This window comes from Methanobacterium petrolearium, assembly GCF_017873625.1.
GTDB classification, from domain to species: Archaea; Methanobacteriota; Methanobacteria; order Methanobacteriales; family Methanobacteriaceae; genus Methanobacterium; species Methanobacterium petrolearium.
The window spans coordinates 182,093-205,800 of the sequence record NZ_JAGGKL010000002.1 but is presented as its reverse complement, the minus strand read 5'-3'; the positions used below and the strand labels follow the sequence as shown (position 1 = coordinate 205,800).

Annotated in this window: 25 protein-coding genes and 1 tRNA gene; 21 read left to right on the top strand and 5 right to left on the bottom strand. The window is 37.4% G+C overall.

Going from position 1 to position 23,708, the window contains the following annotated elements:
- Positions 1-95 precede the first annotated feature (95 nt).
- On the bottom strand, positions 96-1,427 hold the full coding sequence (locus tag J2743_RS03020; RefSeq protein WP_425342792.1) for an O-acetylhomoserine aminocarboxypropyltransferase/cysteine synthase family protein: 1,332 nt from the start codon (positions 1,425-1,427) through the stop codon (positions 96-98).
- Positions 1,428-1,798: 371 nt separating this feature from the next.
- Between J2743_RS03020 and J2743_RS03015 the strand changes: the two genes are divergently transcribed.
- The 21 genes from J2743_RS03015 (at position 1,799) to J2743_RS02915 (ending at position 20,880) form a co-directional block, all read left to right on the top strand.
- Positions 1,799-2,194: a pyridoxamine 5'-phosphate oxidase family protein gene (locus J2743_RS03015; protein WP_209625075.1), complete on the top strand. Its 396-nt coding sequence runs from the start codon at positions 1,799-1,801 to the stop codon at positions 2,192-2,194.
- Between the two features lie 258 nt (positions 2,195-2,452).
- Positions 2,453-2,523: transfer RNA gene (locus J2743_RS03010), tRNA-Cys, on the top strand.
- Positions 2,524-2,615: 92 nt separating this feature from the next.
- Positions 2,616-3,998, top strand: coding sequence for a cysteine--tRNA ligase (gene cysS, locus J2743_RS03005; protein ID WP_245247975.1), 1,383 nt, complete (start codon positions 2,616-2,618; stop codon positions 3,996-3,998).
- 167 nt (positions 3,999-4,165) lie between these two features.
- Entirely contained in the window at positions 4,166-4,480 is a 315-nt protein-coding gene (locus tag J2743_RS03000) for a NifB/NifX family molybdenum-iron cluster-binding protein (RefSeq protein WP_209625074.1), read from the top strand.
- A 177-nt stretch (positions 4,481-4,657) separates the two neighbouring features.
- Complete coding sequence (gene cysK, locus J2743_RS02995) at positions 4,658-5,644, top strand: cysteine synthase A (protein ID WP_209625073.1); 987 nt, start codon at positions 4,658-4,660, stop codon at positions 5,642-5,644.
- Between the two features lie 138 nt (positions 5,645-5,782).
- Positions 5,783-6,496: a serine O-acetyltransferase gene (gene cysE / locus J2743_RS02990; protein WP_209625072.1), complete on the top strand. Its 714-nt coding sequence runs from the start codon at positions 5,783-5,785 to the stop codon at positions 6,494-6,496.
- 244 nt (positions 6,497-6,740) lie between these two features.
- Positions 6,741-7,118, top strand: a complete 378-nt coding sequence (locus tag J2743_RS02985) for a transcriptional regulator (RefSeq protein ID WP_209625071.1) — start codon at positions 6,741-6,743, stop codon at positions 7,116-7,118.
- Between the two features lie 216 nt (positions 7,119-7,334).
- Positions 7,335-8,843 (top strand): asparagine synthase (glutamine-hydrolyzing), encoded by a 1,509-nt coding sequence (gene asnB, locus J2743_RS02980; RefSeq protein WP_209625070.1) that lies wholly within the window; start codon positions 7,335-7,337, stop codon positions 8,841-8,843.
- Positions 8,844-8,992: 149 nt separating this feature from the next.
- Positions 8,993-9,208: an Asp-tRNA(Asn) amidotransferase subunit GatC gene (gatC, locus tag J2743_RS02975; protein ID WP_209625069.1), complete on the top strand. Its 216-nt coding sequence runs from the start codon at positions 8,993-8,995 to the stop codon at positions 9,206-9,208.
- Positions 9,205-9,693: an amino acid-binding protein gene (locus J2743_RS02970; protein WP_209625068.1), complete on the top strand. Its 489-nt coding sequence runs from the start codon at positions 9,205-9,207 to the stop codon at positions 9,691-9,693. Before gatC ends, J2743_RS02970 begins: the two co-directional genes overlap by 4 nt.
- A 78-nt stretch (positions 9,694-9,771) precedes the next feature.
- Positions 9,772-10,785: a homoserine dehydrogenase gene (locus tag J2743_RS02965; protein ID WP_209625067.1), complete on the top strand. Its 1,014-nt coding sequence runs from the start codon at positions 9,772-9,774 to the stop codon at positions 10,783-10,785.
- A 102-nt stretch (positions 10,786-10,887) separates the two neighbouring features.
- Positions 10,888-12,111, top strand: a complete 1,224-nt coding sequence (locus J2743_RS02960) for a cofactor-independent phosphoglycerate mutase (RefSeq protein WP_209625066.1) — start codon at positions 10,888-10,890, stop codon at positions 12,109-12,111.
- An 86-nt stretch (positions 12,112-12,197) separates the two neighbouring features.
- On the top strand, positions 12,198-13,613 hold the full coding sequence (locus tag J2743_RS02955; RefSeq protein WP_337972005.1) for a MurT ligase domain-containing protein: 1,416 nt from the start codon (positions 12,198-12,200) through the stop codon (positions 13,611-13,613).
- Positions 13,614-13,670: 57 nt separating this feature from the next.
- Complete coding sequence (locus J2743_RS02950) at positions 13,671-14,393, top strand: type 1 glutamine amidotransferase (RefSeq protein WP_209625065.1); 723 nt, start codon at positions 13,671-13,673, stop codon at positions 14,391-14,393.
- Between the two features lie 223 nt (positions 14,394-14,616).
- A complete protein-coding gene (gene pyrG, locus J2743_RS02945; RefSeq protein WP_209625064.1) occupies positions 14,617-16,236 on the top strand; it encodes a glutamine hydrolyzing CTP synthase in 1,620 nt (539 codons plus the stop codon).
- 76 nt (positions 16,237-16,312) lie between these two features.
- Complete coding sequence (locus J2743_RS02940) at positions 16,313-17,470, top strand: A24 family peptidase C-terminal domain-containing protein (protein WP_209625063.1); 1,158 nt, start codon at positions 16,313-16,315, stop codon at positions 17,468-17,470.
- A 246-nt stretch (positions 17,471-17,716) separates the two neighbouring features.
- Positions 17,717-18,055, top strand: a complete 339-nt coding sequence (locus J2743_RS02935) for a hypothetical protein (RefSeq protein WP_245247973.1) — start codon at positions 17,717-17,719, stop codon at positions 18,053-18,055.
- 86 nt (positions 18,056-18,141) lie between these two features.
- A complete protein-coding gene (locus J2743_RS02930) occupies positions 18,142-19,032 on the top strand; it encodes a DUF2101 family protein (RefSeq protein ID WP_209625061.1) in 891 nt (296 codons plus the stop codon).
- A 156-nt stretch (positions 19,033-19,188) separates the two neighbouring features.
- Complete coding sequence (locus J2743_RS02925; RefSeq protein WP_209625060.1) at positions 19,189-19,950, top strand: phosphopantothenate/pantothenate synthetase; 762 nt, start codon at positions 19,189-19,191, stop codon at positions 19,948-19,950.
- Positions 19,947-20,510: an AAA family ATPase gene (locus J2743_RS02920; protein WP_209625059.1), complete on the top strand. Its 564-nt coding sequence runs from the start codon at positions 19,947-19,949 to the stop codon at positions 20,508-20,510. The genes J2743_RS02925 and J2743_RS02920 overlap by 4 nt, the downstream gene beginning before the upstream one ends.
- A gap of 1 nt (position 20,511) precedes the next feature.
- On the top strand, positions 20,512-20,880 hold the full coding sequence (locus J2743_RS02915) for an RNA-binding domain-containing protein (protein ID WP_245247971.1): 369 nt from the start codon (positions 20,512-20,514) through the stop codon (positions 20,878-20,880).
- A 76-nt stretch (positions 20,881-20,956) separates the two neighbouring features.
- On the opposite strand, the gene J2743_RS02910 is transcribed toward J2743_RS02915, so the two are convergent.
- The 4 genes from J2743_RS02910 to J2743_RS02895 form a co-directional block, all read right to left on the bottom strand.
- Positions 20,957-21,640, bottom strand: a complete 684-nt coding sequence (locus J2743_RS02910) for a diphthine--ammonia ligase (RefSeq protein WP_209625057.1) — start codon at positions 21,638-21,640, stop codon at positions 20,957-20,959.
- A 134-nt stretch (positions 21,641-21,774) separates the two neighbouring features.
- Positions 21,775-22,575 (bottom strand): DUF485 domain-containing protein, encoded by an 801-nt coding sequence (locus J2743_RS02905; RefSeq protein WP_209625056.1) that lies wholly within the window; start codon positions 22,573-22,575, stop codon positions 21,775-21,777.
- Between the two features lie 241 nt (positions 22,576-22,816).
- The gene (locus tag J2743_RS02900; RefSeq protein ID WP_209625055.1) at positions 22,817-23,278 is read right to left on the bottom strand and encodes a peptidase; all 462 of its coding nucleotides are present in this window, start codon (positions 23,276-23,278) and stop codon (positions 22,817-22,819) included.
- An 8-nt stretch (positions 23,279-23,286) separates the two neighbouring features.
- Positions 23,287-23,703 (bottom strand): hypothetical protein, encoded by a 417-nt coding sequence (locus J2743_RS02895; RefSeq protein WP_209625054.1) that lies wholly within the window; start codon positions 23,701-23,703, stop codon positions 23,287-23,289.
- Between the last annotated feature and the right edge of the window lie 5 nt (positions 23,704-23,708).

Genomic DNA, 23,708 nt, shown 5'->3' with positions numbered 1-23,708 from the left:
TTTTATATAAATTATCCATGAGGGAGGTGTTGTTCATTTTTGCACAGCAATCTAGCGTTTCTACTTGTCCAATCTTGAATTATTTTTTCCTATGATTATTCATCTACATCATCGTCTATATCAATACGAGATAGGGCCTGATTGAGATCTGCAATAATATCTTCAACATCTTCAAGTCCAATTGATAGACGTATGAAATCAGGTGTAACTCCAGTAGTTTCCTGTTCTTCAGGTGTTAATTGCTGGTGGGTGGTGGATGCAGGGTGTATTACTAGACTTTTAGAATCTCCTATGTTAGCCAGGTGTGAAAATAGTTCAACATTTTCTATGAACTGTTTTCCGGCTTCCAGACCTCCTTTGACACCAAATCCGAGTAAAGCACCATATCCGTTTTTAAGGTATTTTGATGCTATTTCATTGGCAGAATCATCTTTTAGTCCAGGATAGCTCACCCAACTGACTTTTGGATGGGTTTTTAAGAATTCAGCTACAGTTAATGCATTACGTGAATGCTGTTTAACACGTAAATCCAGTGTTTCAAGTCCCTGCAGGAATAACCATGAGTTGAAAGGACCTACCTGAGCTCCCAGATCTCGCAGTAACCGTACTCTTGCACGGAATGTGAAAGCAACGTTACCTAATCCTGGGAAGTTCCCAAATGCGTCCCAATAAACTAAACCATGATAGCTGGGGTCTGGTTCTGTGTACTGTGGGAATTTTCCATTATTCCATTTGAAGTTACCTGAATCTACAATTACACCACCAATGGAAGTGCCGTGTCCACCAATAAATTTAGTTGCTGACAGTACTGTAATATCCACACCGTGTTCAATGGGTTTCACTAGGCCTACTGCACTGGTGTTGTCTACCACTACAGGAATACCTGCTTCGTGAGCGATGTCTGTAATTATCTCGAAATCAGGAACATTCAATTTAGGGTTTCCCAGTGATTCTGCAAATATGGCTTTGGTTTTATCGGTTATTGCATCTTCAAATTCTTCGGGTTTATTGGAGTCAACGAAATTAACTTTTCTACCTAATTCAGGGAAAGTATAGTTGAAAAGTTGATATGTTCCACCGTAAAGGTTGTCAGCAGATAATATTTCATCACCAGGTAGGCTGAGGTTTAGTAATGAGTATGTCGTGGCAGCTTGACCAGATGCAACAGCTAATGCCGAGTTTCCACCCTCAATTGCAGCTATTCTCCTTTCGAACACATCATTGGTAGGATTCATTATACGGGTGTAGATGTTTCCCAGTTCTTTGAGACCAAAAAGGTTGGCAGCGTGATTTGTGTCGTTAAATACATATGCGGCTGTTTGGTATATGGGCACTGCCCTTGAATTAGTGGTGGGGTCTGGTTTTTCTTGTCCCACGTGCAATCCTAAAGTTGCTAAACCGTGTTTTTTCTCTATTCCTGTCATCATCTTTTCCTCCATTTCTCCTGAAATCTCTTTTTTCCTATTTTTTTACATCCCACAATGTTTTTCTTATGATTATGTTTTATATTACGAGGATCATGGAAATTAACCTATTACCTGGAGATTTTACCTATATTTAGCTTTCAATAAGCGAAAGATATCCAAAAAGGTCACCACCCAATAATATAACGATTGTTATATTATTTTACTATTTAAACTTTACCCTTCATATTTATTTCTCCAACCTATTTCCCCATTGAATTACTCAATCCCCCCAATCACACAGGGAGTAGATAAATTAATGCACCGAAAAAAAATAATATATATTAACATAATTTATATAATATAACAATAGTTATATAAATTTGGTGATAACAATGACAATGACAGAAGAAATGATGGATGCCATAGAGAAGGATTTAGTTTTTCTGGCAACTGCAAGTAATGAAGGAATACCAAACGTGGTCCCTATTGGATTTGCACGGCCTATTGATAGTGAAAACATATTAATTGCTGATAACTACATGAAAAAAACCCGTAAAAACATTGAAGAAAATCCCAATGTTTCCATTGTGACCAAGGACGCTCAAAAAAATCCATACCAGTTTAAGGGAACCGCTGAGATCCATGAATCTGGAAAAATTTTCGAAGAAGTTGTTGAGTGGGCTCAAAACGTAATGACCAAATTAAATCCCAAGGCAGCTATAGTGGTTAAGGTCACGGAAATATATTCAGTACAACCGGGCCCTGAAGCTGGATCCAAAGTTGAATAAAAACAACCCTCAATTATACCTTTAAATTTTTTAAAAATAATTTCGGTTAGGTATTCCATTACAAAAAGACAATTAATCATCCTAACCCCTTATTTAAGATTGAATAAAAGTTTCTGTTGTATTAATATATAAAAATTTGATGGAATAATCAATTCGAATAAGTACAACAATATTTATATATAACAATTGTTAATGTTTGTAATGCCCATTGAGAAAGTGTCTTCAACTGTATAAGGATACCTTTGAAATATCTTTTTTGCCGAGATGACCGAGCGGTTAGGTGCGTGGCTGCAGACCATGATACTTGGGTTCAAATCCCAATCTCGGCCTTCAATTCCATTAAATAATAAAACTTTAGAAAAGTGAATAAATCATGAAATCGATAATTTATGGTTAATTCATTAAAATCTTCGTGACCCCAATGATAAAAATTTACAATACTCTGACCCGCAAAAAAGAAAAATTCAAACCAATGAATGAGAACCGGGTGAATCTGTTTGTTTGTGGGCCAACTGTTTATGATAACGCACACATCGGACACGCAAGAACCTATATTTCCTTTGATGTTATCTCACGTTATCTCAAATATAAAGGTTTTTCAGTTTTTTATTTGCAAAATATCACAGATATTGACAACAAAATCATTAAAAGAGCTGCGGAAACTGGGGAAGACCCTATAAAATTGGCCAGAAAATTTGAAAAAAAATACATTGAGGATATGAAAACTCTGGGTGTGGAAAATGTTAATCTGTATGCCAGAGCCACTGAACACTTACCTGAAATAATTTCACAAATAGAAACTCTCCTTTCCAAGGGTTTTGCCTACGAAACAGAAAGCGGAGTCTACTTTGATGAGTCCCAATTCCCAGAATTTGGTAAACTCTCTAACAGAAACATTGAGGATCTGAATGTGCACCGTGTGAACCCTGACTCCACCAAGCGAAATCCTGGAGACTTCGCATTGTGGAAAAAAAAAGATGAAAAACCTTTTTGGGAATCACCATGGGGCACAGGACGTCCTGGATGGCACATTGAAGACACTGCCATTACTGAAGAATATTTCGGACCACAATACGATTTACATGGAGGAGGTCTGGATCTCATATTCCCCCATCACGAGGCAGAAATTGCCCAGATGGAATCAACATCCAGCTTAAAACCCATGGTCCGCTACTGGATGCACACTGGCTTTTTAAATGTTAAGGGTGAGAAGATGTCCAAATCCCTGGGAAACTTCATCACCATCAGAGAGTTATTGAAAAATTATTCGCCTGAAGTCTTCAGGTTCTTTGTTATATCCACCCATTACCGCAGCCCCATTGATTTCAGCCAGGAAATACTGGAACAATCCCATAAAGGACTTAAAAGAATATATAAACTTGCAGAAACTGTAGAAGATCTCCTGGAAAGTGAAGTACCCCAAAACAGTGCTGCGGACAAACACCAAATTAAACTACTCACTGAAACCCGGGAAAAATTTCTGGAAGCCATGGACAATGATTTTAACACCCCCCTGGCACTTTCATCCCTCTTTGATTTTATAAGAGAAATAAATCGGGACATTAATCACTCAAAAATCTCTAAATACATACTAAACCATATTAAAATATTTTTACTAAAAATTGGGGACATTTTAGGCGTTGATTTCCTTACAAACCGGCAACATGATGATTTAACGGAAGAATTGGTTGATTTAATTACCAATATCCGAGAAAAACTTCGTCAAAAAAATGAATGGGAACTTGCAGATGATATAAGGACTAAACTGGGAGAACTGAATATAATCATCGAAGATAAAAAATAATATTGACCCCTATATAGCGCCCACATTTATTGAAGATGCATTGGCCCAATTAACCGGGGTCAAACCCAAAAAAATGAATAAAAATATAAAATTATCTTAAAAATAATAATTAATTATCAAAAAACAACAAAAAACTATAATATTTAAGATTATTTGTGTGTGATCAAATGCCAGTTAAAGTAGCCGTTGCAAGTAATGATGGTAAATATGTCAATCAACATTTTGGTAAGGCAGACAGATTCATGATAATTGAACTTAAAGACAACGGCAAATATGACTTTATTGAAATTCGCCAAACTGCCCCCCGATGTGGTGGGAGTCCTGAACTTAAGGAAAAAACCATAGATCTAATTTCAGATTGTGATGTACTCTTGGTGAGTCAAATAGGAGAAGGGGCTCGGAAAAAACTGTTAAAAAAAGGTGTTAGACCTTTAATCATGCCTCTTTTTATCGAAGAAGCATTGCAGAAATTGGATGAATAATTTACCAGTTTAATTTGATTGCTTTACACTTTTTGAAGTAGAACTGACCGAAAGCTTTATATTATTTTCCAATAATTGAAATATAACAATTGTTATATAATAATAGTTATGTTTTTGTTTTTGAATTATATAACAATAGTTATATAAGTGGAGTTATATACAATAAAAGGTGAAAAAATGGTAAAAATACCAGAATTAACACGAGGAATAGCAAACGATATAACCGAAACCATTGGAAACACTCCCCTGGTACGGTTAAATAGAATAAGTGAAGGTTTAAATGCAGAGATTTTAGTAAAACTTGAATCATTCAACCCCATTAGCAGTGTCAAAGACAGAATTGGTGTAGCATTAGTAGAATATGGTGAAGAAAAAGGACTCATAACTCCTGATTCAGTTTTAATTGAACCTACCAGTGGAAACACTGGAATAGCCCTGGCATTTGTAGCTGCAGCAAAAGGATACCGGCTGATATTAACCATTCCTGACACCATGTCCATTGAAAGAAGAAAACTAATAGCAACCTTCGGTGCAGAAATTGTCCTAACACCTGGTGCATCTGGAATGCCCGGTGCAGTAGCCAAAGCCGAAGAACTAGTCAAAAAGACACCTAACGCTGTAATGCTCCAACAGTTCAAAAATCCGGCTAATCCCAAAATTCACCGGGAAACTACTGCCCAAGAAATCTGGAGAGACACCGATGGAAAAGTGGACATAATTGTGGGAGGAGTGGGAACAGGTGGAACCATCACTGGCCTTGCACAAGCTCTGAAGGAGAAAAAACCTGAAATTAAGGCAGTAGCAGTTGAACCAGCCACAAGTCCAGTCCTATCTGGAGGAAAAAAAGGACCACACAAAATACAAGGAATCGGAGCTGGTTTTGTGCCAGAAATATACGAAGTCAATTTAATCGACGAAGTTATTCAGGTTAAAGATGAAGATGCTGGTGATTACCTCTTAAAACTAGCCAGAGAAGAAGGAATACTGGCAGGTATCTCATCTGGAGCAGCCACCCGGGCAGGAGTGGAACTTGCCCAACGTGAAGAAAACAAAGGCAGAACAATTGTTGTAATACTCCCTGATACCGGTGAACGGTACCTTAGTGTTAGATGGGTTTTCGAAGAAATCTACAGAACCTACGAAGACACTATTCCTCAAATATAACGTTAAGTTAAGTAAGAAAAAAGAAAACCAAACATACTATTCAATTCAATGTTTTTGAAACTTGTTGAATATAAATTTCATGTTTTACTTGAATTAATTCATCGAAAAATTATTAAAAAATTTTTCAGGAGACAAATAATGTTTAATAAGATTAAAGAAGATTTAGAAATGGTACGTATGCGTGACCCTGCTGCCAGGAGTAGCCTAGAAATATTCTTCTGCTATCCTGGTTTGCATGCCATCTGGTTCCATAGGCTGGCCAGTTGGTTCTGGAAACATAAACTATTATTTTTGGGCCGATTCACATCAACCATCAATCGTCTGTTAACCGGGATCGAAATACACCCTGGTGCCACCATTGGTAAAAGAGTATTCATTGATCATGGGATGGGAGTGGTTATTGGTGAAACCACAGAAATAGGGAAAGATGTACTGATTTACCAGGGTGTAGTTCTAGGAGGTACCAGTCTGGAAAAGAAAAAAAGACATCCGACCATTGGTAATGGTGTTGTAATTGGTTCCGGTGCTAAAATTATCGGTGACGTTAAAATTGGAGATGTTTCCAAGATCGGTGCAGGATCAGTTGTCCTAAAACCGGTCCCTGCAGGTTCAACCTGTGTAGGTATACCAGGCAGGGTTGTTCAAGAGGAACGTAAATGTGCCATTGATTTGGATCACGGAAAATTACCTGATCCAGTGGCAGAGGTTATTACCTTCCTGTTAAAACGCCAGGATGAACTGGAAATACAGATCAAAGAATTAGGAATCACTTCACAAATAATGAAATCCAATGGATTATTAACCCGTAAAACTGAGATGGAAGAAATTTTCTCCGAAGGAGCAGGAATATAACCATCTGAACAATTATCACTTGGTTTTAAAAAAATAAAAAAATACATACATTTAAGATATTTGATTTGAAATAAAAATAAACCAAGAAATAATAGAATATTTTTTAACCTATAATATTATCAAAAGTTAGCAAATAAAGATTTTTATAGTAAAAATTCGATTATTATAGAATAATCGCTACCCCCAGGTTGTTTTGAGATAAAAAATTGATAATGAAATGTAAAAAGAGGAATTAGTGATTTAAATGAGACCTCCATGTGAAATAGTTGTGTGGTATGTTATCCCCACCATAAGGTCTGAACTGGCTAAAGAACTCATGGATCTGGGTATGAAACAGAAGGAGATATCTGAACTTTTGGACATTACTCAACCCGCAGTTTCTCAGTACATTAGTGACAAAAGAGGACATGGGATTAAATTCAACGATGAGACACAACAACTAATCAAAGAATTCGCCAAGGGTTTGGTGGAAGACAAATACACTCAAAGAGATATAATACCTCACTTTTGTGAAATATGTAGAAAAGTTAAGAATGATGAAATGCTCTGTCAGTTACACCAGGAAAAAGGAAAAATGCCTGCTGATTGTGATGCCTGTATGTCATCCCACCTAACTGACTAGGAACAACTCCCTTAACCATGTTCAAAAACTCTTTTTTAATATTTCACTTATCTTCTCTAATGAAGCTTTAGTTTTAAACCTAAGAAATTATTTGATAAAATTGAATTTAATTAAGGTTTTTAGCAAATTCTAGAGTTATGAACTTTATCAAAGGTAAAATCTATTTATTGAATCAAGAAGATTTAATGAATCAAAAAAATTATGGGATTACTTATTATGTGTGCGATATGTGGGATTGTCGGTAAAGATACTGGTGACAAACTGTATAATATGTTACTGACCCTTAAACACAGAGGCCCTGATAAATCAGGAATTTTCATTGATGGTGAAATATCCCATGGTAACCTTGAAGATCTGACTATGCCCCAGGGTAACTTTGGACTGGGCCATAACCTTCTGTCAATTGTGGGATCAGAAGTTGTGCAACCTTTACATCAGGGTAGAATTGTTTTGGTCTGTAACGGAGAAGTATATAATTATTCTCAGCTACATTCTGAACTTGAAAAAGAATTTAATTATGATTTTAAAACTGATAGTGATTCGGAAGTAGTTTTAGCCCTTATTAAAGAATATTACAATGGTTCTCTATTAAAAACCATTCCTCTGGTTGCAGAACAACTTGATGGTGATTATGCCTTTGCTGCCTATGATGGTAAAGATTTAGTAGCAGTCAGAGATCCAGTAGGAGTCAAACCACTTTATTATGGTAATGAAAACGGTTTGTTTGGTTTTGCATCAGAAAAAAAAGCCCTTTGGACAGCAGGAATAAACGAAACCCATAGTTTACCTCCAAGTTTCATGTTGCACAATCAGGAACCGGTGGCATTACCCCCAAGACTATCCTGGAAAGAAGATTTATCACGAAATGAATCAAAAGAATTTGAAAATACTCCCCGTACCCTAAACAAGGACTATATCAAAAACATTTTAAAGGATCTTATCCTGAAATCTGTGCAAAGGAGAATCAGAGGACTTGATAGGGTGGGAATGTTATTCTCCGGGGGTGTGGACAGTACTCTCCTGACTGTGTTGTGTGCTGATCTGGGGGTTGAAACTGAGTTATATGCCGTGGGTAGTGAAGGTTCACCTGACCTCAACTGCGCAGAGAAAGTTGCGGAATATATGCACCTTCCAATTCATATTAAAATAGTTGATGAAGAAGTGGTCAGAGAATACACCCCCCTTGTAGTAAATGCCATAGAAGAGTGGAACCTGATGAAATTAGGGGTGGGTATGACTGGATATCTGGCAGCAGAGCTGGCCCATGAAAATGGTCTTCGAGTGATGCTATCCGGCCAGGGAGCAGACGAACTCTTCGCAGGATACCATCGGTATCTTGATTTTTACCATAAAAAGGGTGAAAATGCTCAAAAGGACCTGATGAGCGATGTTGAAAATCTTTACCATGTGAATCTGGAACGTGATGATAAAGTAACCATGGCCAACAGCGTTGAACTGAGAGTTCCCTACCTAGATCTCCAAATTATAAATATGGCCATGAATATACCTATGAAATACAAAATCAATGGCCAGGGTGACAGACTACGCAAGTGCATTTTAAGGGAAGTGGCTCGCGACAGGGGAGTAAACCCTGAAATAGTTAAAAGACCAAAAAAAGCTGCCCAGTACGGATCTGGCATCCACAAAATACTCACACGGAAAGTTCTGAAAGACCCAACATATATGGAGAACTTAAAAAATTCCTTTAAATTTATAGACATTTAAATTCATGAAAACTAAATTAAATAATTGTTGAGATTAACATTGAAATTATTAAATGAACAAAATTATATTTATAACGAATTGATTTTCCATTGTAAATTGGTTCCAAAAAGATTTATCATTATAATAAGTGCATCTGGGAGTGAATTAAATTGAAAATTGAAAAAGAGGCAGAAAAAATATTACAAAATTTTTCCGAGGCATTGAAGGACATACCTGACCTGGAAGAAACCCACTACATGGTTGACAACGTTAATTTATCACGAGAAGATTGTGCTGAAGACAAAAACCCGGAAAAAATCATGCACAACACCCATGTAGATGAAGAAGGGAACCTCATTGTGGAGAAAGGAAAGTGGGTAAAATGAGATTTAACTTAGTACTTGACCTGCAAGATGTTCCAGGTAAATTAATGGAAGCTCTTGAACCTATGGGTAGATTAGGTGCCAATATTGTGGCTGTCATACACCAGCGGGATGTTAAAACAGAGAGAGGAACTGTTCCTGTTCAGATAACCATTGAAGGTGATAAAGAAACTCTGGACAGAATAATGGATGCCCTGGAATCTAAAAATATTCAGATAATGGAAGTAGACGGTGTACTGCGCAAAGAACAGATAACAACTGTTCTGGTAGGAGATATTGTGGAAAAAGATGTTCAAGATACGGTTACCCAGTTAAACCAGATGGAAGGCGTGAGAGTGGCTGACCTAGATTTAAAAATGTCTGATAAAGGCGAAAATTCCGCCACCAAGATGGTTATGGAAGCAGATTTCGGGCGCAAAAAAGAGATATTGGAAAATATCAAAAAATTAGGTGTTGATAAGGGTTTTCTGGTAATCAATGAGGTTTAATAAAAGATTACGATCTGTGTCAATGTAGATGAATAGAAGATTACAATTTATGTTAATGTAGTTTAATAAGGTGAACTTATGAAAATTGTTATTTTAGGCTTCGGAGCGGTGGGTCAGGGAGTCGCCCGTGTACTGTCCATGAAAAAGGAATATTTGGAAAGTGAATATGGCTTAAAACCCCAGATTGTTGCTGTTAGTGATCGTTCCGGTGCAGCCATTAAAGAAGATGGTCTGGATGAAGAATTACTTCTAGAAACCAAAACAGATAAAGGAAAAATCTCACTTTATCTAGATTACGGTGCCTCCGGCGTTGACAGTCTTCAGGTTCTGGAAGATGTGGAATACGATTGTCTGGTTGAAGTAACCCCCACTGATATCAATGATGGCGAACCTGCCCGCAGCCATATTATAAAGGCCATGGCAGATGGTAAGGATGTAATTACATCTAACAAAGGCCCTTTAGCATTATCATTCCAGGAACTGGGAGATTGTGCCAGGAAAAATGGTGTGGAATTGAAATTCGAAGCATGTGTTGGTGGTGCAATGCCAATCATTAACTTCGCCCACGAAACACTGGCAGGATGCAACATTGAATCAATATATGGAATTTTAAACGGAACCACCAACTACATCTTGTCAAGGATGGCTAATGAAGGATCATCATATGAACAAACCCTCCAAGAAGCTCAAGAAATGGGAATTGCAGAAACAAATCCTTATCAGGATGTGGAAGGGATTGATGCAGCCTGCAAAATCGTTATAATGGCCAACTCCATACTTAACCTACCCGTGACCCTTAAAGATGTAGAAGTAGAAGGAATTTCAAAGATCACATCAGAATCCATAGCACTGGCCAAAAAGGAGGGTATGCTTATCAAACTCATAGGAGAAGCTTCACCTGATGCATTGGAAGTATCACCTCGTCTGGTTCGTCAAGGATCTCCATTTGCAGTGGAAGGCACACTTAACGTAGCAACCCTTAAAACTGACCTTGCCGATGATGTGACTGTAGTTGGAAAGGGTGCTGGTTCAGTGGAAACAGCTTCAGCAATTTTAAGTGACATTGTAAGCATCTGGAAAATAAGAAGATAGAGTAAAATAATAACCATATTCATGGACAAATTCAATATTAATAGTTCTTAGGTTTTCCAGAGCACTATTTTAATAATTCTACAGTTTAGGAGATATTTAATAATGAAATATGTAGTGGTTATTGGGGATGGGATGGTTGATTTACCCCTTAAAGAACTGGACGGTAAAACACCACTCCAGCAAGCTAAAACCCCAAATATGGACTTTATAGCTAAAAATGGTTCATGCGGCATGTTACAAACTGTGCCCCCAGGAATGGCCCCAGGTTCAGATGTTGCCAATCTATCCATAATGGGTTATGATCCCAAGAAATATTACACTGGCCGTGGACCATTAGAAGCTGCCAGTATCGGAGCTGAACTTTCAGATGATGATGTGGGGTTCCGATGCAATTTCATCACTGAAGATGAGGGTAGGCTTGATGATTTTAATGCCGGGCATATCAGCACTGCCGAGGCATCCCAACTCATAGAAGCCCTGAACCAACATTTTTATCGTTACGGGAAATTTTATCTGGGAACCAGTTACAGACATCTCTTTGTATACAAAAAAAAGGATGCAGCTACGCTTGAATCAACACCACCCCATGATGTGGTGGGAGAACCAATAACTGAACATCTCTTGAAACCAGAAAATGATCCCTTAGCAATCAAACTAAATGAACTAATGTATAAAACATCTAAAATCCTGGAAAAACACCCTGTGAATCAGAAACGGTTAGATAAGGGTAAAAAATTAGCAAATATGATATGGCTGTGGGGTCAGGGCACCAAACCCCAAATGCCTCCATTTGTTGATACCTATGGCATTAAAGGTGCAACTATTACTGGTGTGGATCTTATTAAAGGAATCGGTACGTACTTAGGACTTACCAATGTTCATGTTCCCGGTGCAACCGGTTATTATGACACTGATTACTGTGGTAAGGTCAACTTTGCCCTGGAAGCTCTTCAAGATCATGATCTGGTATTTATCCATGTGGAAGCCCCTGATGAAGCAGGACACGCTGGTGATATCCAAGAAAAAATACTGGCCATTGAACGTATAGACCGCCGTATACTGGGAAAACTCTTAGAAGAACTTCCTTCCCTTGGTGATTATGCCATTGCCATACTTCCTGATCATCCCACACCAATTGATGTGAGAACACACACCTCAGATCCCATTCCTTATGCAATGTATTCTCCAGGATGTGAATCTGACAAAACTGAAGCATATAATGAATCTTCAGTGGAGAATAGTTTTAAAAATAGTTCTAAAGAGTTGATGGAAGGTTATAAGTTTTTGAAATTTTTCATAGATTATAGCCAGTGCAAAAAAGCGTAAGAATTCATCAATCAAAATCGCTTCGTTTAAAAAAAAATCACTCCCAGTAAAGAAAAACTTATTCAAAATCAGTATAATCTATAAAGGTGGGAATTATCATAAGTTATTCCAGTTTTAGGTATTACTTTGCAGTTGTTGCAGGCAATATCGTTTCTTTCATACTCAGGAAACTCCTTAAAAGTAGTGCCAGTGCCATGCCAGGTAAAGTGGCCATGACCATCTATCCTGAAATTTTAAAGATGGTAAATGAACGTTGCCATAACAAAATCCTGATTACCGGGACCAACGGCAAAACCACCACCAACAACCTGCTTAATTTCATTTTCAGAAGGGAATTTTCTCCAGTTCTTTCCAACTTACGGGGTGCTAACATGCCACAGGGACTGGTCAGTGCCTTCTTACATGATCGAAAAAAACAGTATGACTGGGGGATCTTCGAAGTTGATGAAGGTTCATTTCAGAAGGTTACTGAAGATATTAAACCAGACTACGTTCTAGTCACCAATTTCTTCCGCGACCAGCTTGACCGTTATGGTGAGATTGAAAAAGCATTCCAGGATATATTGGAAGCTCTTGAACCTTTGAACACGACTTTGATCCTTAATGCTGACGACCCTCTGGTTTCTAACTTTCGAAAACTTAATAAAAAGAATATCTATTATGGAGTTACTCGTAACCAGTACAGTACCAACCAACAGGCAATAGTAGAATCCAGATTCTGTCCCGCCTGCAGCAGTTACCTTGAATACGATTATTACAATTATGGACAGTTAGGCGGATATCAATGCCCTGATTGTGGGTTTAAAAACCCCTCTTATGATTATAGTATCACTGGAATTGATTACCATGAACATCAGTACCATTTCAGATTCTTAAAAAAGGATCATGACTCTCAAAATATCACATTCCCATATGAAGGGATTTACAATGCTTATAACTGCTGTGCAGCCATATCCACAGCACTGGAAATAGGGTTACCCATGGACAGGGTTGCCAGTTCAATAGAGGAATTTGAATACCATCTGGGCAGGATGGAAAACTTCCAATTCCCAGATAAAATAGTTAAAATTGCCCTGGTCAAAAATCCTATTGGGCTCACTGAAACCATAAGCAGTATATCACTTGATGAACGTTCAAAATCAATGTTATTCGTGCTTAACGATAACCCTGCTGATGGTAGGGATGTATCCTGGATATGGGATGCAGAAGTGGAAAAAACTGTCAACATTAAAAATATTAATCAAATCTTTTGCTCTGGTCGTAGGGCAGAGGACATAGCCCTAAGACTCAAATATGCAGGGGTGCCTGATGAACTGGTGGAAGTTGATGATGACATGGATCATGCCATCGGAAAAGTATTACAAGAAAAGGTTGAGATCATCTACCTTTTACCCACATATACGGCAGTTTTTCAGGCACGTGAACTGGTCCTAGCCAATTTAACAGGTACCAGTAAAAAAATGTCACATTTCCGTGAATATTTAAAGAATTTCAAGATTTGAACAACAAAAAATTTGAATAAATATTTAGTTTAACAAAAATAACCACAGGGAATGAACATGGAACTGAAAATATACCATATGTATCCTGATCTTTTAAATCTGTACGGAGATCTGGGTAACGTAACCTGCCTTCGTCAAAGATGCCAATGGAGGGGCATCAATGTTGAGGTGGTGGGGTTCAGCATGAACCATGAAGCCCCATTGACAGATGGTGATCTTTTCTTCATTGGAGGGGGATCTGATCGGGGTCAGAATATCGTGTACTCCCATCTATTAAATTACAAAAAACAAGTGGGAGATTTGATTGAAGATGGGGCTCCTGTTCTTGCTATTTGTGGAGGTTACCAGCTTTTAGGAGAAAAATATATTGATGCTGAGGGGAATGATGTTCCTGGTCTTGGAATATTTGATTACCACACACGTAGTGAAGAAGGACGGCTTATTGGCAACATCATAATCAAGAACAGTTTGGGACTTACCCCTGAGACTCTGGTGGGCTTTGAAAACCATGGAGGTCGCACATACCACGATCATAAACCATTGGGAGAGGTTGTGGTTGGATACGGTAACAATGGCAAAGATAACCAGGAGGGAATGGTGTACCTAAATTGTATCGGAACATATCTCCACGGACCTTTACTGCCTAAAAATCCTCATTTGGCAGATCATCTTATCTTAAAAGCCTTAGAAAGAAAATACGGTTTGAAAGAGTTACCCCCCCTACATAATAAGAGTGAATACTCTGCCCATAATAAAGTTCTGCAACTTTATTCACCATAATCCTTCACACCCCACATTATACATGTCCACAGTCTATTTATGAATGGAATTTTCCAATTCCTAGGTACATCCTTAGGTAACTATTTTTAATGAGATTCACAAATACATAGATGTTCATATTAGGCAAGTTCTATTAAGCAAGTTTTCCCATGGAAACAGCAAAAAATCGGTTCATGGGAACACGAACTTAGAACTGATAATAATGTTAAAATCTTTTTAGGAGATGATTCATCTGTCTAAATATATAGTGGTAACTGGTGGTGTGGTAAGTTCAATTGGAAAAGGAATAACAGCAGCTTCGATTGGTAGAATTTTAAGGTCATATGGTGTGGATGTCACTGCCATCAAGATTGACCCTTATCTTAACTGGGATTCTGGTACTTTGAACCCTTACCAGCATGGAGAGGTGTTCGTTACTGAGGACGGTATGGAAACTGACCTTGATTTAGGGCACTACGAACGCTTTTTAGATGTGAATCTCTCTGGAAAATCAAATATAACCACAGGAAAAGTTTATTCTTCTGTTATTAACCATGAACGTAAGGGTGATTACCTGGGTTCCTGTGTGCAAATCATTCCTCATATCACCAATAAAATAAAGGACATGGTCCGAAAGATCGCTGGTGAAAGCGAGGCTGAAGTGGTTTTGGTGGAAGTGGGAGGAACCGTAGGGGATATTGAAAGCCAACCCTTCTTGGAAGCTTTAAGACAACTTCGAAACGAGGAAGGTCATGATAATGTGATGTTCGTCCATGTAACCTACGTACCATACCTGCGGGCTGCGGGTGAGTTCAAAACCAAACCCACCCAGCACAGCACTAAAGAACTCCGTAGTACCGGTATAATTCCCGATATGATTATCTGCCGTTCAGAATTATCTATTGATCAGCCCCTTAAAAATAAGATTGCTCATTTTTGTGACGTGGACCGGGAAGCAGTGATTAACACACCTGATGTGGCTTCTATTTATGAAGTTCCCCTGATTATAAACCAGGAAAACGTTGGAGAATATATTATTAATCGGATTAAACTAAAAACTGGAGAACAGGACCTTACTGGATGGGAACACGTAGTTGAATCCATGAAGCAGGATGACCACCATGTTAGTGTGGGAATCGTTGGTAAGTACGTGGAACTGGAAGATGCATATATGAGTATAAGGGAATCTTTAAAACATGCTGCTGCCCATCTGGGAATCAAAGTTGATATAGATTGGATACAGGCTGAAGAAACCATTGATGAAGAAAAGTTACGTCATCTTGACTCCATTTTAATACCGGGAGGTTTTGGTGAACGGGGAATTCAGGGAAAACTTGATGCAGTGCGTTATTCCCTCGAAAATGGTGTTCCTCTCTTTGGAATTTGTTTGGGAATGCAGTGTATGGTAGTTGAATTTGCACGTTTAAATGGTTTTGATGGAGCTCACAGCACCGAATTTGACAAAAAAACACCTTATCCGGTTATTGATCTTATGGAAGAACAAAAAAAGGTTAAAAATATGGGAGGAACCATGAGATTGGGTTCTTATCCCTGCAAACTTAATGATGGTACCATGGCCAAGGAAGCTTATGGTGAGGATGAAGTAAGTGAACGCCACCGCCACCGTTATGAATTAAACAATGATTATAGGGATGTTCTTATAGAAAAAGGACTTATAATCTCTGGAACTTCGCCTGATGACTTTCTGGTGGAAATGGTGGAGTTAAAGGACCATCCCTGGTTTTTGGGATGTCAGTTTCACCCGGAATTCAAATCACGTCCCAACAAAGCTCATCCAATCTTTGTGTCATTTTTAAAGGCATCACTTATCAATCATAAACGAAAAACAGGGATTGAAGGATAAAAAATACCTTTGAAATAAGACATGCTTTTATGAGAATTTTACTATATGTTACACCGATAATTTACTGAGGAAATAGATGTTTATCCAAATCCCCTTAATCACCACCATAATCGCAATAGTTGCCTGTCTTTATGCCAGTTACTCGGATCTTAAACGTGGTATTATCCCTAATAAATTAACTTTTCCACTTATTGGTTTGGGCATAATACTTAACGGGATTTATGCGTTGATGATTGGTGAGATCTGGTATATCATAATATGTTTGGTGGTCACTGGAGTTATATTCGTTTTAGGTTATATTTTCTGGAAGTTTGGGGCCTGGGCTGGAGGTGATGTGAAGCTCTTCACCGCCCTTGCAGCACTTCTTCCATTCTACCCTGCCCTGGTATCTTATAAGATATTAGGAATTCAATTCCCACTTGAAGCAACCTACCCTTTCCCGTTAACATTGATCATTAACAGTATATTATCAATTCTCCCCTTTATCTTGATATATGTCTTTTATGTGGTGGCCAAGACCAAACCTTACTTAATGGGTGAATTATTATCACCAGTGAAAGAGTATAAAAAAAACCTGGTTCTTACCCTGGTTATCACTTCATCAGTGACCATAACTATTTTCATAAGTCAGCAGATAGGTTTGCAGATTATAATAATCTCCTTGTTGTTAATCTACTTACTCACTATGGTGATATCTAAGCTGCCCAATTATGTGAAAGCTGTTTTGGTGTCCTTGGTTGTGGTTGCTTCCCTTTTCTACAGTTTCAATGTTACAATTATCAGTATTATCGTGTTGTTTATCTCCTTAACTGTTGTTAGAATCATTAGACAACTTTTAACTTCGGTGAGTAAAAAGGCACTTCAAGACGAATATCCATTAGAAGAACTCTCTGAAGGGATGATACCCGCCCATAATGTTTACAAGCGCGATGATGAGGTCTATGTTGATGATAAAAGTTTCATATCTAAGATAAAAGAAGCATTTAAAACCAGGGATCTCAACATTATCACAGCACCTCCTGGAAAGAGATTGGTTGGAACTTTAGCCGCAGGATTAACTTCAGATGATATCAAATTACTTAAAAAACTACGAGATGAGGGCAAGATTTCTGATAAATTCCGGGTGAAAAAGGGAGTTCCCTTTGCACCGTCCATTTTCATTGGACTATTGATATCTCTGTTTATTGGGGATATTGCATTTATGTTACAAATAATTTTATCGTGGATCATTTAACAGATAGTACGTATGCCATGTGAATATTTCCATTGCGAGTCAAAATTAACGCAGAGTTGCTTCCACACGTTATGCTGTGCCAATGTTTATATAAATGCTCTGTCATAAATTATAGTAATAATAACAGTGATTGATATGGAAGATAAAGGACAAGCATCAGCGGAGTATTTACTCATCGTAGTAGTAATACTAATAATATTGGCAACGATTACTGTTCCTCTTGTGAGTAATTCGGTGAGCTCCACTATGGACATTTCAAAAACATCCGATACAAAAAATGCCATACAAAATATTGCCAATGCAGTAAACCTGGTTTATGCCAATGGTCCTGGTGCAAAAAGGACTATTAGTGTATATATCCCATCAACCATGAATTTAATTGGAGATAACAGTCAAGTTATTGGAATGTACGTCCCCTTATCTGGAACTACAACAAAATTCATCAGCGCTACAACAAATTATAATGTTACTTTCAGTAACGCTACGTTCACTAAAGGATGGCACCAAGTAACTATATATTGGCCTGTGGGTAAGGGTGATAATGGCAAAAATTTCCCTATCGACATTAGCCACCAACTACAATGAAGGATATCTAAAAAAAATTATAAATTATTTATTTTTGATTATGCCCAAACAAATTTAGTTAGTAAACTAAAAAAAGTGTGATAATTATGGGATTATTCAGTAAAATTGGAAACAGTATACTGGGATTTTTCTCAGTTCTGGGGGCCATAATCCTTGCCATACCAAAAATTCCCCAGAAACTGCGAAATATTGATCGAGACCGGGTTAAAGAAAAAATTGACACAGAAACTTTGAAAGAAAATGTTTCCAAGGTTAAAAATAAAGTAACTGTTGATGAAAAAACCCTTCCGATCATTAATAATGAAAAAATCTCATCAAAAGAACCGGTCCAGAGGAAAAGTGAAGAGAAAACTGAATCAGACACTCTTCTTATCTCAGTCCCTTTCACATCCAAAGAAAAGGAAGATACCATTTTTCGTCTGCAACTATTATCCGCAGCATTTTTAATTTTATCAGTTATTTATCTGTTTAACTTCATTTCAATTATAATATATGGGATTTTAGGAATTTTAATAGTAGCCTATACATTATATATCCTATTTAACCGGGTTAAATTAATGTACGGCCCAGAATTCCCTGCCTATCGAGATTTCTTTTTAATGTACATAGCAGTGGGAATTATCCTGGTAATAGTAAGCACCAATACTAACTTGCTAATGGCATTTTCACTAAGTTTCTTCCCGTCACTAACCATCCTGATATTTGCAGTTGTAGCTGTTGTAGCTGTATACCTCATATTTAGAATACGTTACCATCGTGATTTCACATATGGGACTATTATTGAGGCGGGGGAGAAAATGGCTTACGTAAAGGTAGAATATGACATCCGTTCCAATGTTAAACCGGATGTTTATATTGTGGACAATAGTTACGGAGCGTTAACGGGTGAAACAGTGAAATTGAAGACAGAAGAAAAGATTTTCAGTAACGCAGGAAATAAACCCATAAGTGTAATGGAAACTGTGAGTAAAATCTAGTGATTTAATTTTTTCTAATTTTTATAAATGATACTATTCAGATAATATTTTTAATATGCCATTCTTTAGGATAATAAAATCCGCTATTTATAAAATCTAAATAAAATAAAAAAATTCATAGAATTAAAATAAAAAAGTGAGTAAAGGAAGTTGCAAATGCATGAAATATCCCTAAATCATCCCCGGTATAATTCTCTTATTTTAAGGGAAAAAATGGCCAAAGCTTACCAGGAAGGAATTCTAGCAGATACTGCCCTGATTGCCCATGGTAGGGGTGAGGCATTTGACTATATTTTAGGTGAAAAGACGAATCTGCCTGCAATCAAAGCCATTAAAGTAGGAGTTTCTGCCATGTTACTGGCTGAAAATCCTGTGATATCTGTTAATGGGAATTCTGGTGTTCTTGCTGCGGAAAAAATCGTTGAACTATCACGTTTGATTCCTGCCACCATTGAGATCAATTTATTCTATCGCACCCCGCAGCGGGTAAGAAAAATGGAGGAATTATTGGAAAATGCAGGTGCAGAAAAGATTCTTGGTAGGCAAGAGGATGATTATGTTCCTATAGCTGGTCTGGAAGGTCCCAGATCTCGTGCACATCCCGAGGGCGTTAGCCGAGCTGATGTAGTTTTAGTGCCATTGGAGGATGGTGACAGGGCAGAAGCGCTGGTAAAATCCGGTAAAAAGGTTATAACAATTGATTTGAATCCTTTATCACGAACAGCTCAAACTGCATCAATAACTATTGTTGATAATGTGGTACGAACCATACCATTGATGATTCAGGAACTGGAAAAACTAAAAGAATATCCCAGAGATCAGTTGATAGATATGGTTAATGAATTTGATAACAAGAAAAATATTTCTAAATCACTGGAAATGATATCCAACCATTTTAATAAAGAAGTGTCATCATGAAAGTAATTGGAGTTACAGGAATGCCTGGATCTGGTAAAAGTATAGTATCCAGGACAGCAGAGAGCCTGGGGATGAAAGTAGTGAGGATGGGTGATGTGATAAGAGATGAAGCCCACAAACAGAATAAAACCCCCGGGAAAGTCGCAGTTCAACTACGTAAGGAGTACGGGAAATATGTGGTTGCAGAACGATGCGTAGATATTATAAAGAATTCAGATGAAACTTCCCATACCAATGATAAATCACAGTTAAATAAATCTCAATTATTTCTTATTGAAGGTATTCGCAGTCCATGGGAGGTTGAAATATTTAAAAACAACTTCCCCTATTTTAAAGTCATTGCTGTCCATTCTAAGCCTGAAACTCGTTTTTTGAGGCTTAAAAAAAGGATGAGATCTGATGACTCTGCAGAGTCTGAGGAGTTTCGAAAAAGGGACCAGAGAGAACTTAAGTTCGGGATAGGGGAGGTTATTGCCAATGTTGACTACATGGTAGTTAACGAGGGTAGTTTAGGTAAACTTAAAAAAATTGTGCGGGGAATTATAAAAGATGAATTGTAAAATGGAAGCACACGCAAAAGTACATCCTACTGAAGACTTGGACAAAGTTATTGAGGCCTTTTCCAATGTTTTTGACTATGACGATCTCATAATAACTGAAGACCAGGTTACGGTAACTGGAAGCTCTTCAACATTGCGTCCAGTTAAAGAATTCCTAGAAAAAAGGCAGATAAGGGATACTGCCCGTAAAATCCTTATTAAAGGATTAGAACCTGATTTAAATGAAATTAATTTTAAAATTAGCAAGCAAGCAGCTTTTGCAGGTATAATTAATTTAGTGGAGGATGATTTATCTCCTCTGGGAGAAATTGAACTGACCATTAAAACAAAAAACCCTGAAGAATTTATTGACTGGTTATGCCACCATTAACAAAAGCTACTTCCAAATAATTATATGAATAGTTATGACTTCAAGTGTTAGATGTGTTGTTGATTCTGGTAAATTATTAATCTACATCCTTTAATATGGCATCTTCAATGACGAGATATCCACTATCTCTATTCCAAACCTTCTTTGATTTGAGGATATGAAGTTTTTTTTTGAAAATGGGACCATTAAGGACTAATGTTTCAGCTTCACCACCTTCAAATGCCATGTGTAAACCATATTTTTTTTTAAGTTTTTTTAACTCCCCTAACAGATCTTCATCTATTTTCCTTCCTAACCAGGATTCATCCAGGCCTTCTGCAGCCACACTGGTAATAATCACTTCAAATCCCAGTTGGATGATCTCTTTCATGTATTCCTCCGGATCCCAATGCCATAAAGGTGCATGAGATTCTAATCCAACCTCTTGGCAGAGCTGGTCAATGCGTGATCTTTGATACTGCGAATCAATGGCTCCTGTGAATATTGCATCAACACCTTTTTCTTTAAGTTTAATAAGCGCATCTTTGAGATCTTTTAATTCTTCCTCTTTTTCTCCAGGAGTTTCAGCCTGCAATAGAGGTATTTCCATTGCCTGGGAAAGTAGGGGTGTAAGGTGGATGTTAGGAACGTGGAACATGTAGGAATGGGGGTTTGTGGAAGAAACAGAAAGAAGATATTTTAATTGCCATCCTTCGTTTATGGCTTTATATGCGGCCATTGTACTGTCTTTGCCACCTGAAAAAAGTACTGCTGCTTTCATTTTTATCATCTACTGTTATTCGTTATTTTAAATCATCAAAATTTAACCATTATACCATTAAAAATTGTGGTATTAAATTTCCAGTTCATGAGATATAATTGGGGATATGATGTTAAAAAAGAGAGTGTGTTAACCTATTCTTTTTTACGTAATCTATCTTTAAGAGCCTTCAAACCCTGGATTATGCTATCAATGAACATTCCCACTAGACCTACTATCACACCTAGGAATCCGCAGAATAAGATTATATTATTATTTGAGGGAAGACTTTGTTTAAGGGCTTGGATTTCATTCTCCACAGGACCGCTGATATTGGTAACCACCACTTCACCTTGAGGTAGTTGTTCAACAACCTCATCCACCTTGGATGCATCTACCACTACTTGGACCTCAACTATACTGAATCTTATATCCACACCACTTACCAGAACCATCCAGTCATCGAGTTTCTTGATCACGTCGGTGGGGTCACTACCAGGTTTTATCTGAACCATTATGGTATCATTGGAGATGATCTTAGCAGAACTAATGTTACTGTTGACAGTGGTCATCCTCGACTCCAAACTGCTCTTCCAGTCACTACTTATAGTTGTTGTTTTGACGGTTATTTCCCCACTTTTAACACTCAAAACCCCTGGTATCTTTTCAACATCTGCTATAGCCTTGTTAACATCACTATCAGTGGAAATGTTTATGGTTATGATTTCCTGTTCCTCACTGGTGGACATATAAATGCCACGAGCCATATCTGGGAGATCATCATAAACAGGAGCAATAAAAAATGCACCTCCAATCAAACCCACAATAAAACCTAAACCAACAACAAATAAAAAATTCTTTTTACCAATTAAGGGTGTTAAAAGTGCCGTGGAAAATATAAAGGCCATAAGAACGAAGAATAAAATGATCATTATAAATACAAACAATGTTTCCATGGTTTCATCTCTGGTTGGCCAAGTTATATATGTTTAATTTTATTTAGTTTTAGTAGATTTATTAAGTTTATTTTATTCTCAAAAAGTTTATTTACATTCTGATATTATGTTCAAATTCATATGGGGTAATGAGTTCTATATTGGGAAGATATACCAAATAAGTATTTCGTTTCGATATTTTATAGAAATAAGGGAGATATAAAAGAGAAAAAAATATATTATTAAAAATTCGTTTTCTTTTTTAAGCCTCAATTACAATTCCAGTATTCACGTCCACGTATACATTTTTGACAAATTGAGAGTGTTTAGAAAGGGGCACAATCCAGACCACTGCAGTTGTCTGATTAACCACAACAGTTCCTTGCAATGGATCTCCTGCAGTATATCCAATATTATCCCTCAAAGCTATTTGTTTTGCTTGTTCTGCAGTAATAAGGTATGTATCGTTCCCGGTGTCATTGGTTGAATTAGAAGAGTTAACTGAATCAGTGATAGGTTCAGTTGTAGGGACGGTTGTAGTTTGAGGGACTTGAGAATTGTTTTCTCCGGTAAGATTAGTTTTGGCTTGAAACGGATTAAAAGCATAGAGTAAAATAATCAAAACCACAACTCCCACTACAACAAGGGCTTTGTTTTCCCATCCTGCATTCCAGAAATTGATGAAATTAGCTATTAAATTATCGATTAAATCCTTTAAATCCATTTGAAAACCTACTCTATAAATTCTATGATGCCAATGGTGCCATCATTGTTCTTAATTATATAATTAGTACCACTAGTTAAATTGTAACTGCTATTAAATCGTTTGGGTATTATGGGTATGTTAATACTTTGACCATTGGTAAATATGGTTAGGCTACTCGAATTTCCCGAACTTTCAATAACTGCATTGAAAGGTGGATTGGGATCCAGACGAATAATAACAGAATATCCATTACCATTTATATAAACTGTGTTTAATGCCTCAGCTATGTTTTCTCCTGAGATTCTTGCTTCTCCAAGGTTTCCTACCTGACTTTGATTAACCTCATCATTTACCATGCTTAACATAGCACCAATAACAACCAAAGCAATGAATGTTGCAAAGATTAACTCAGCTGTGGCCATTCCTCTATTATCTAGTCTCATCTTAA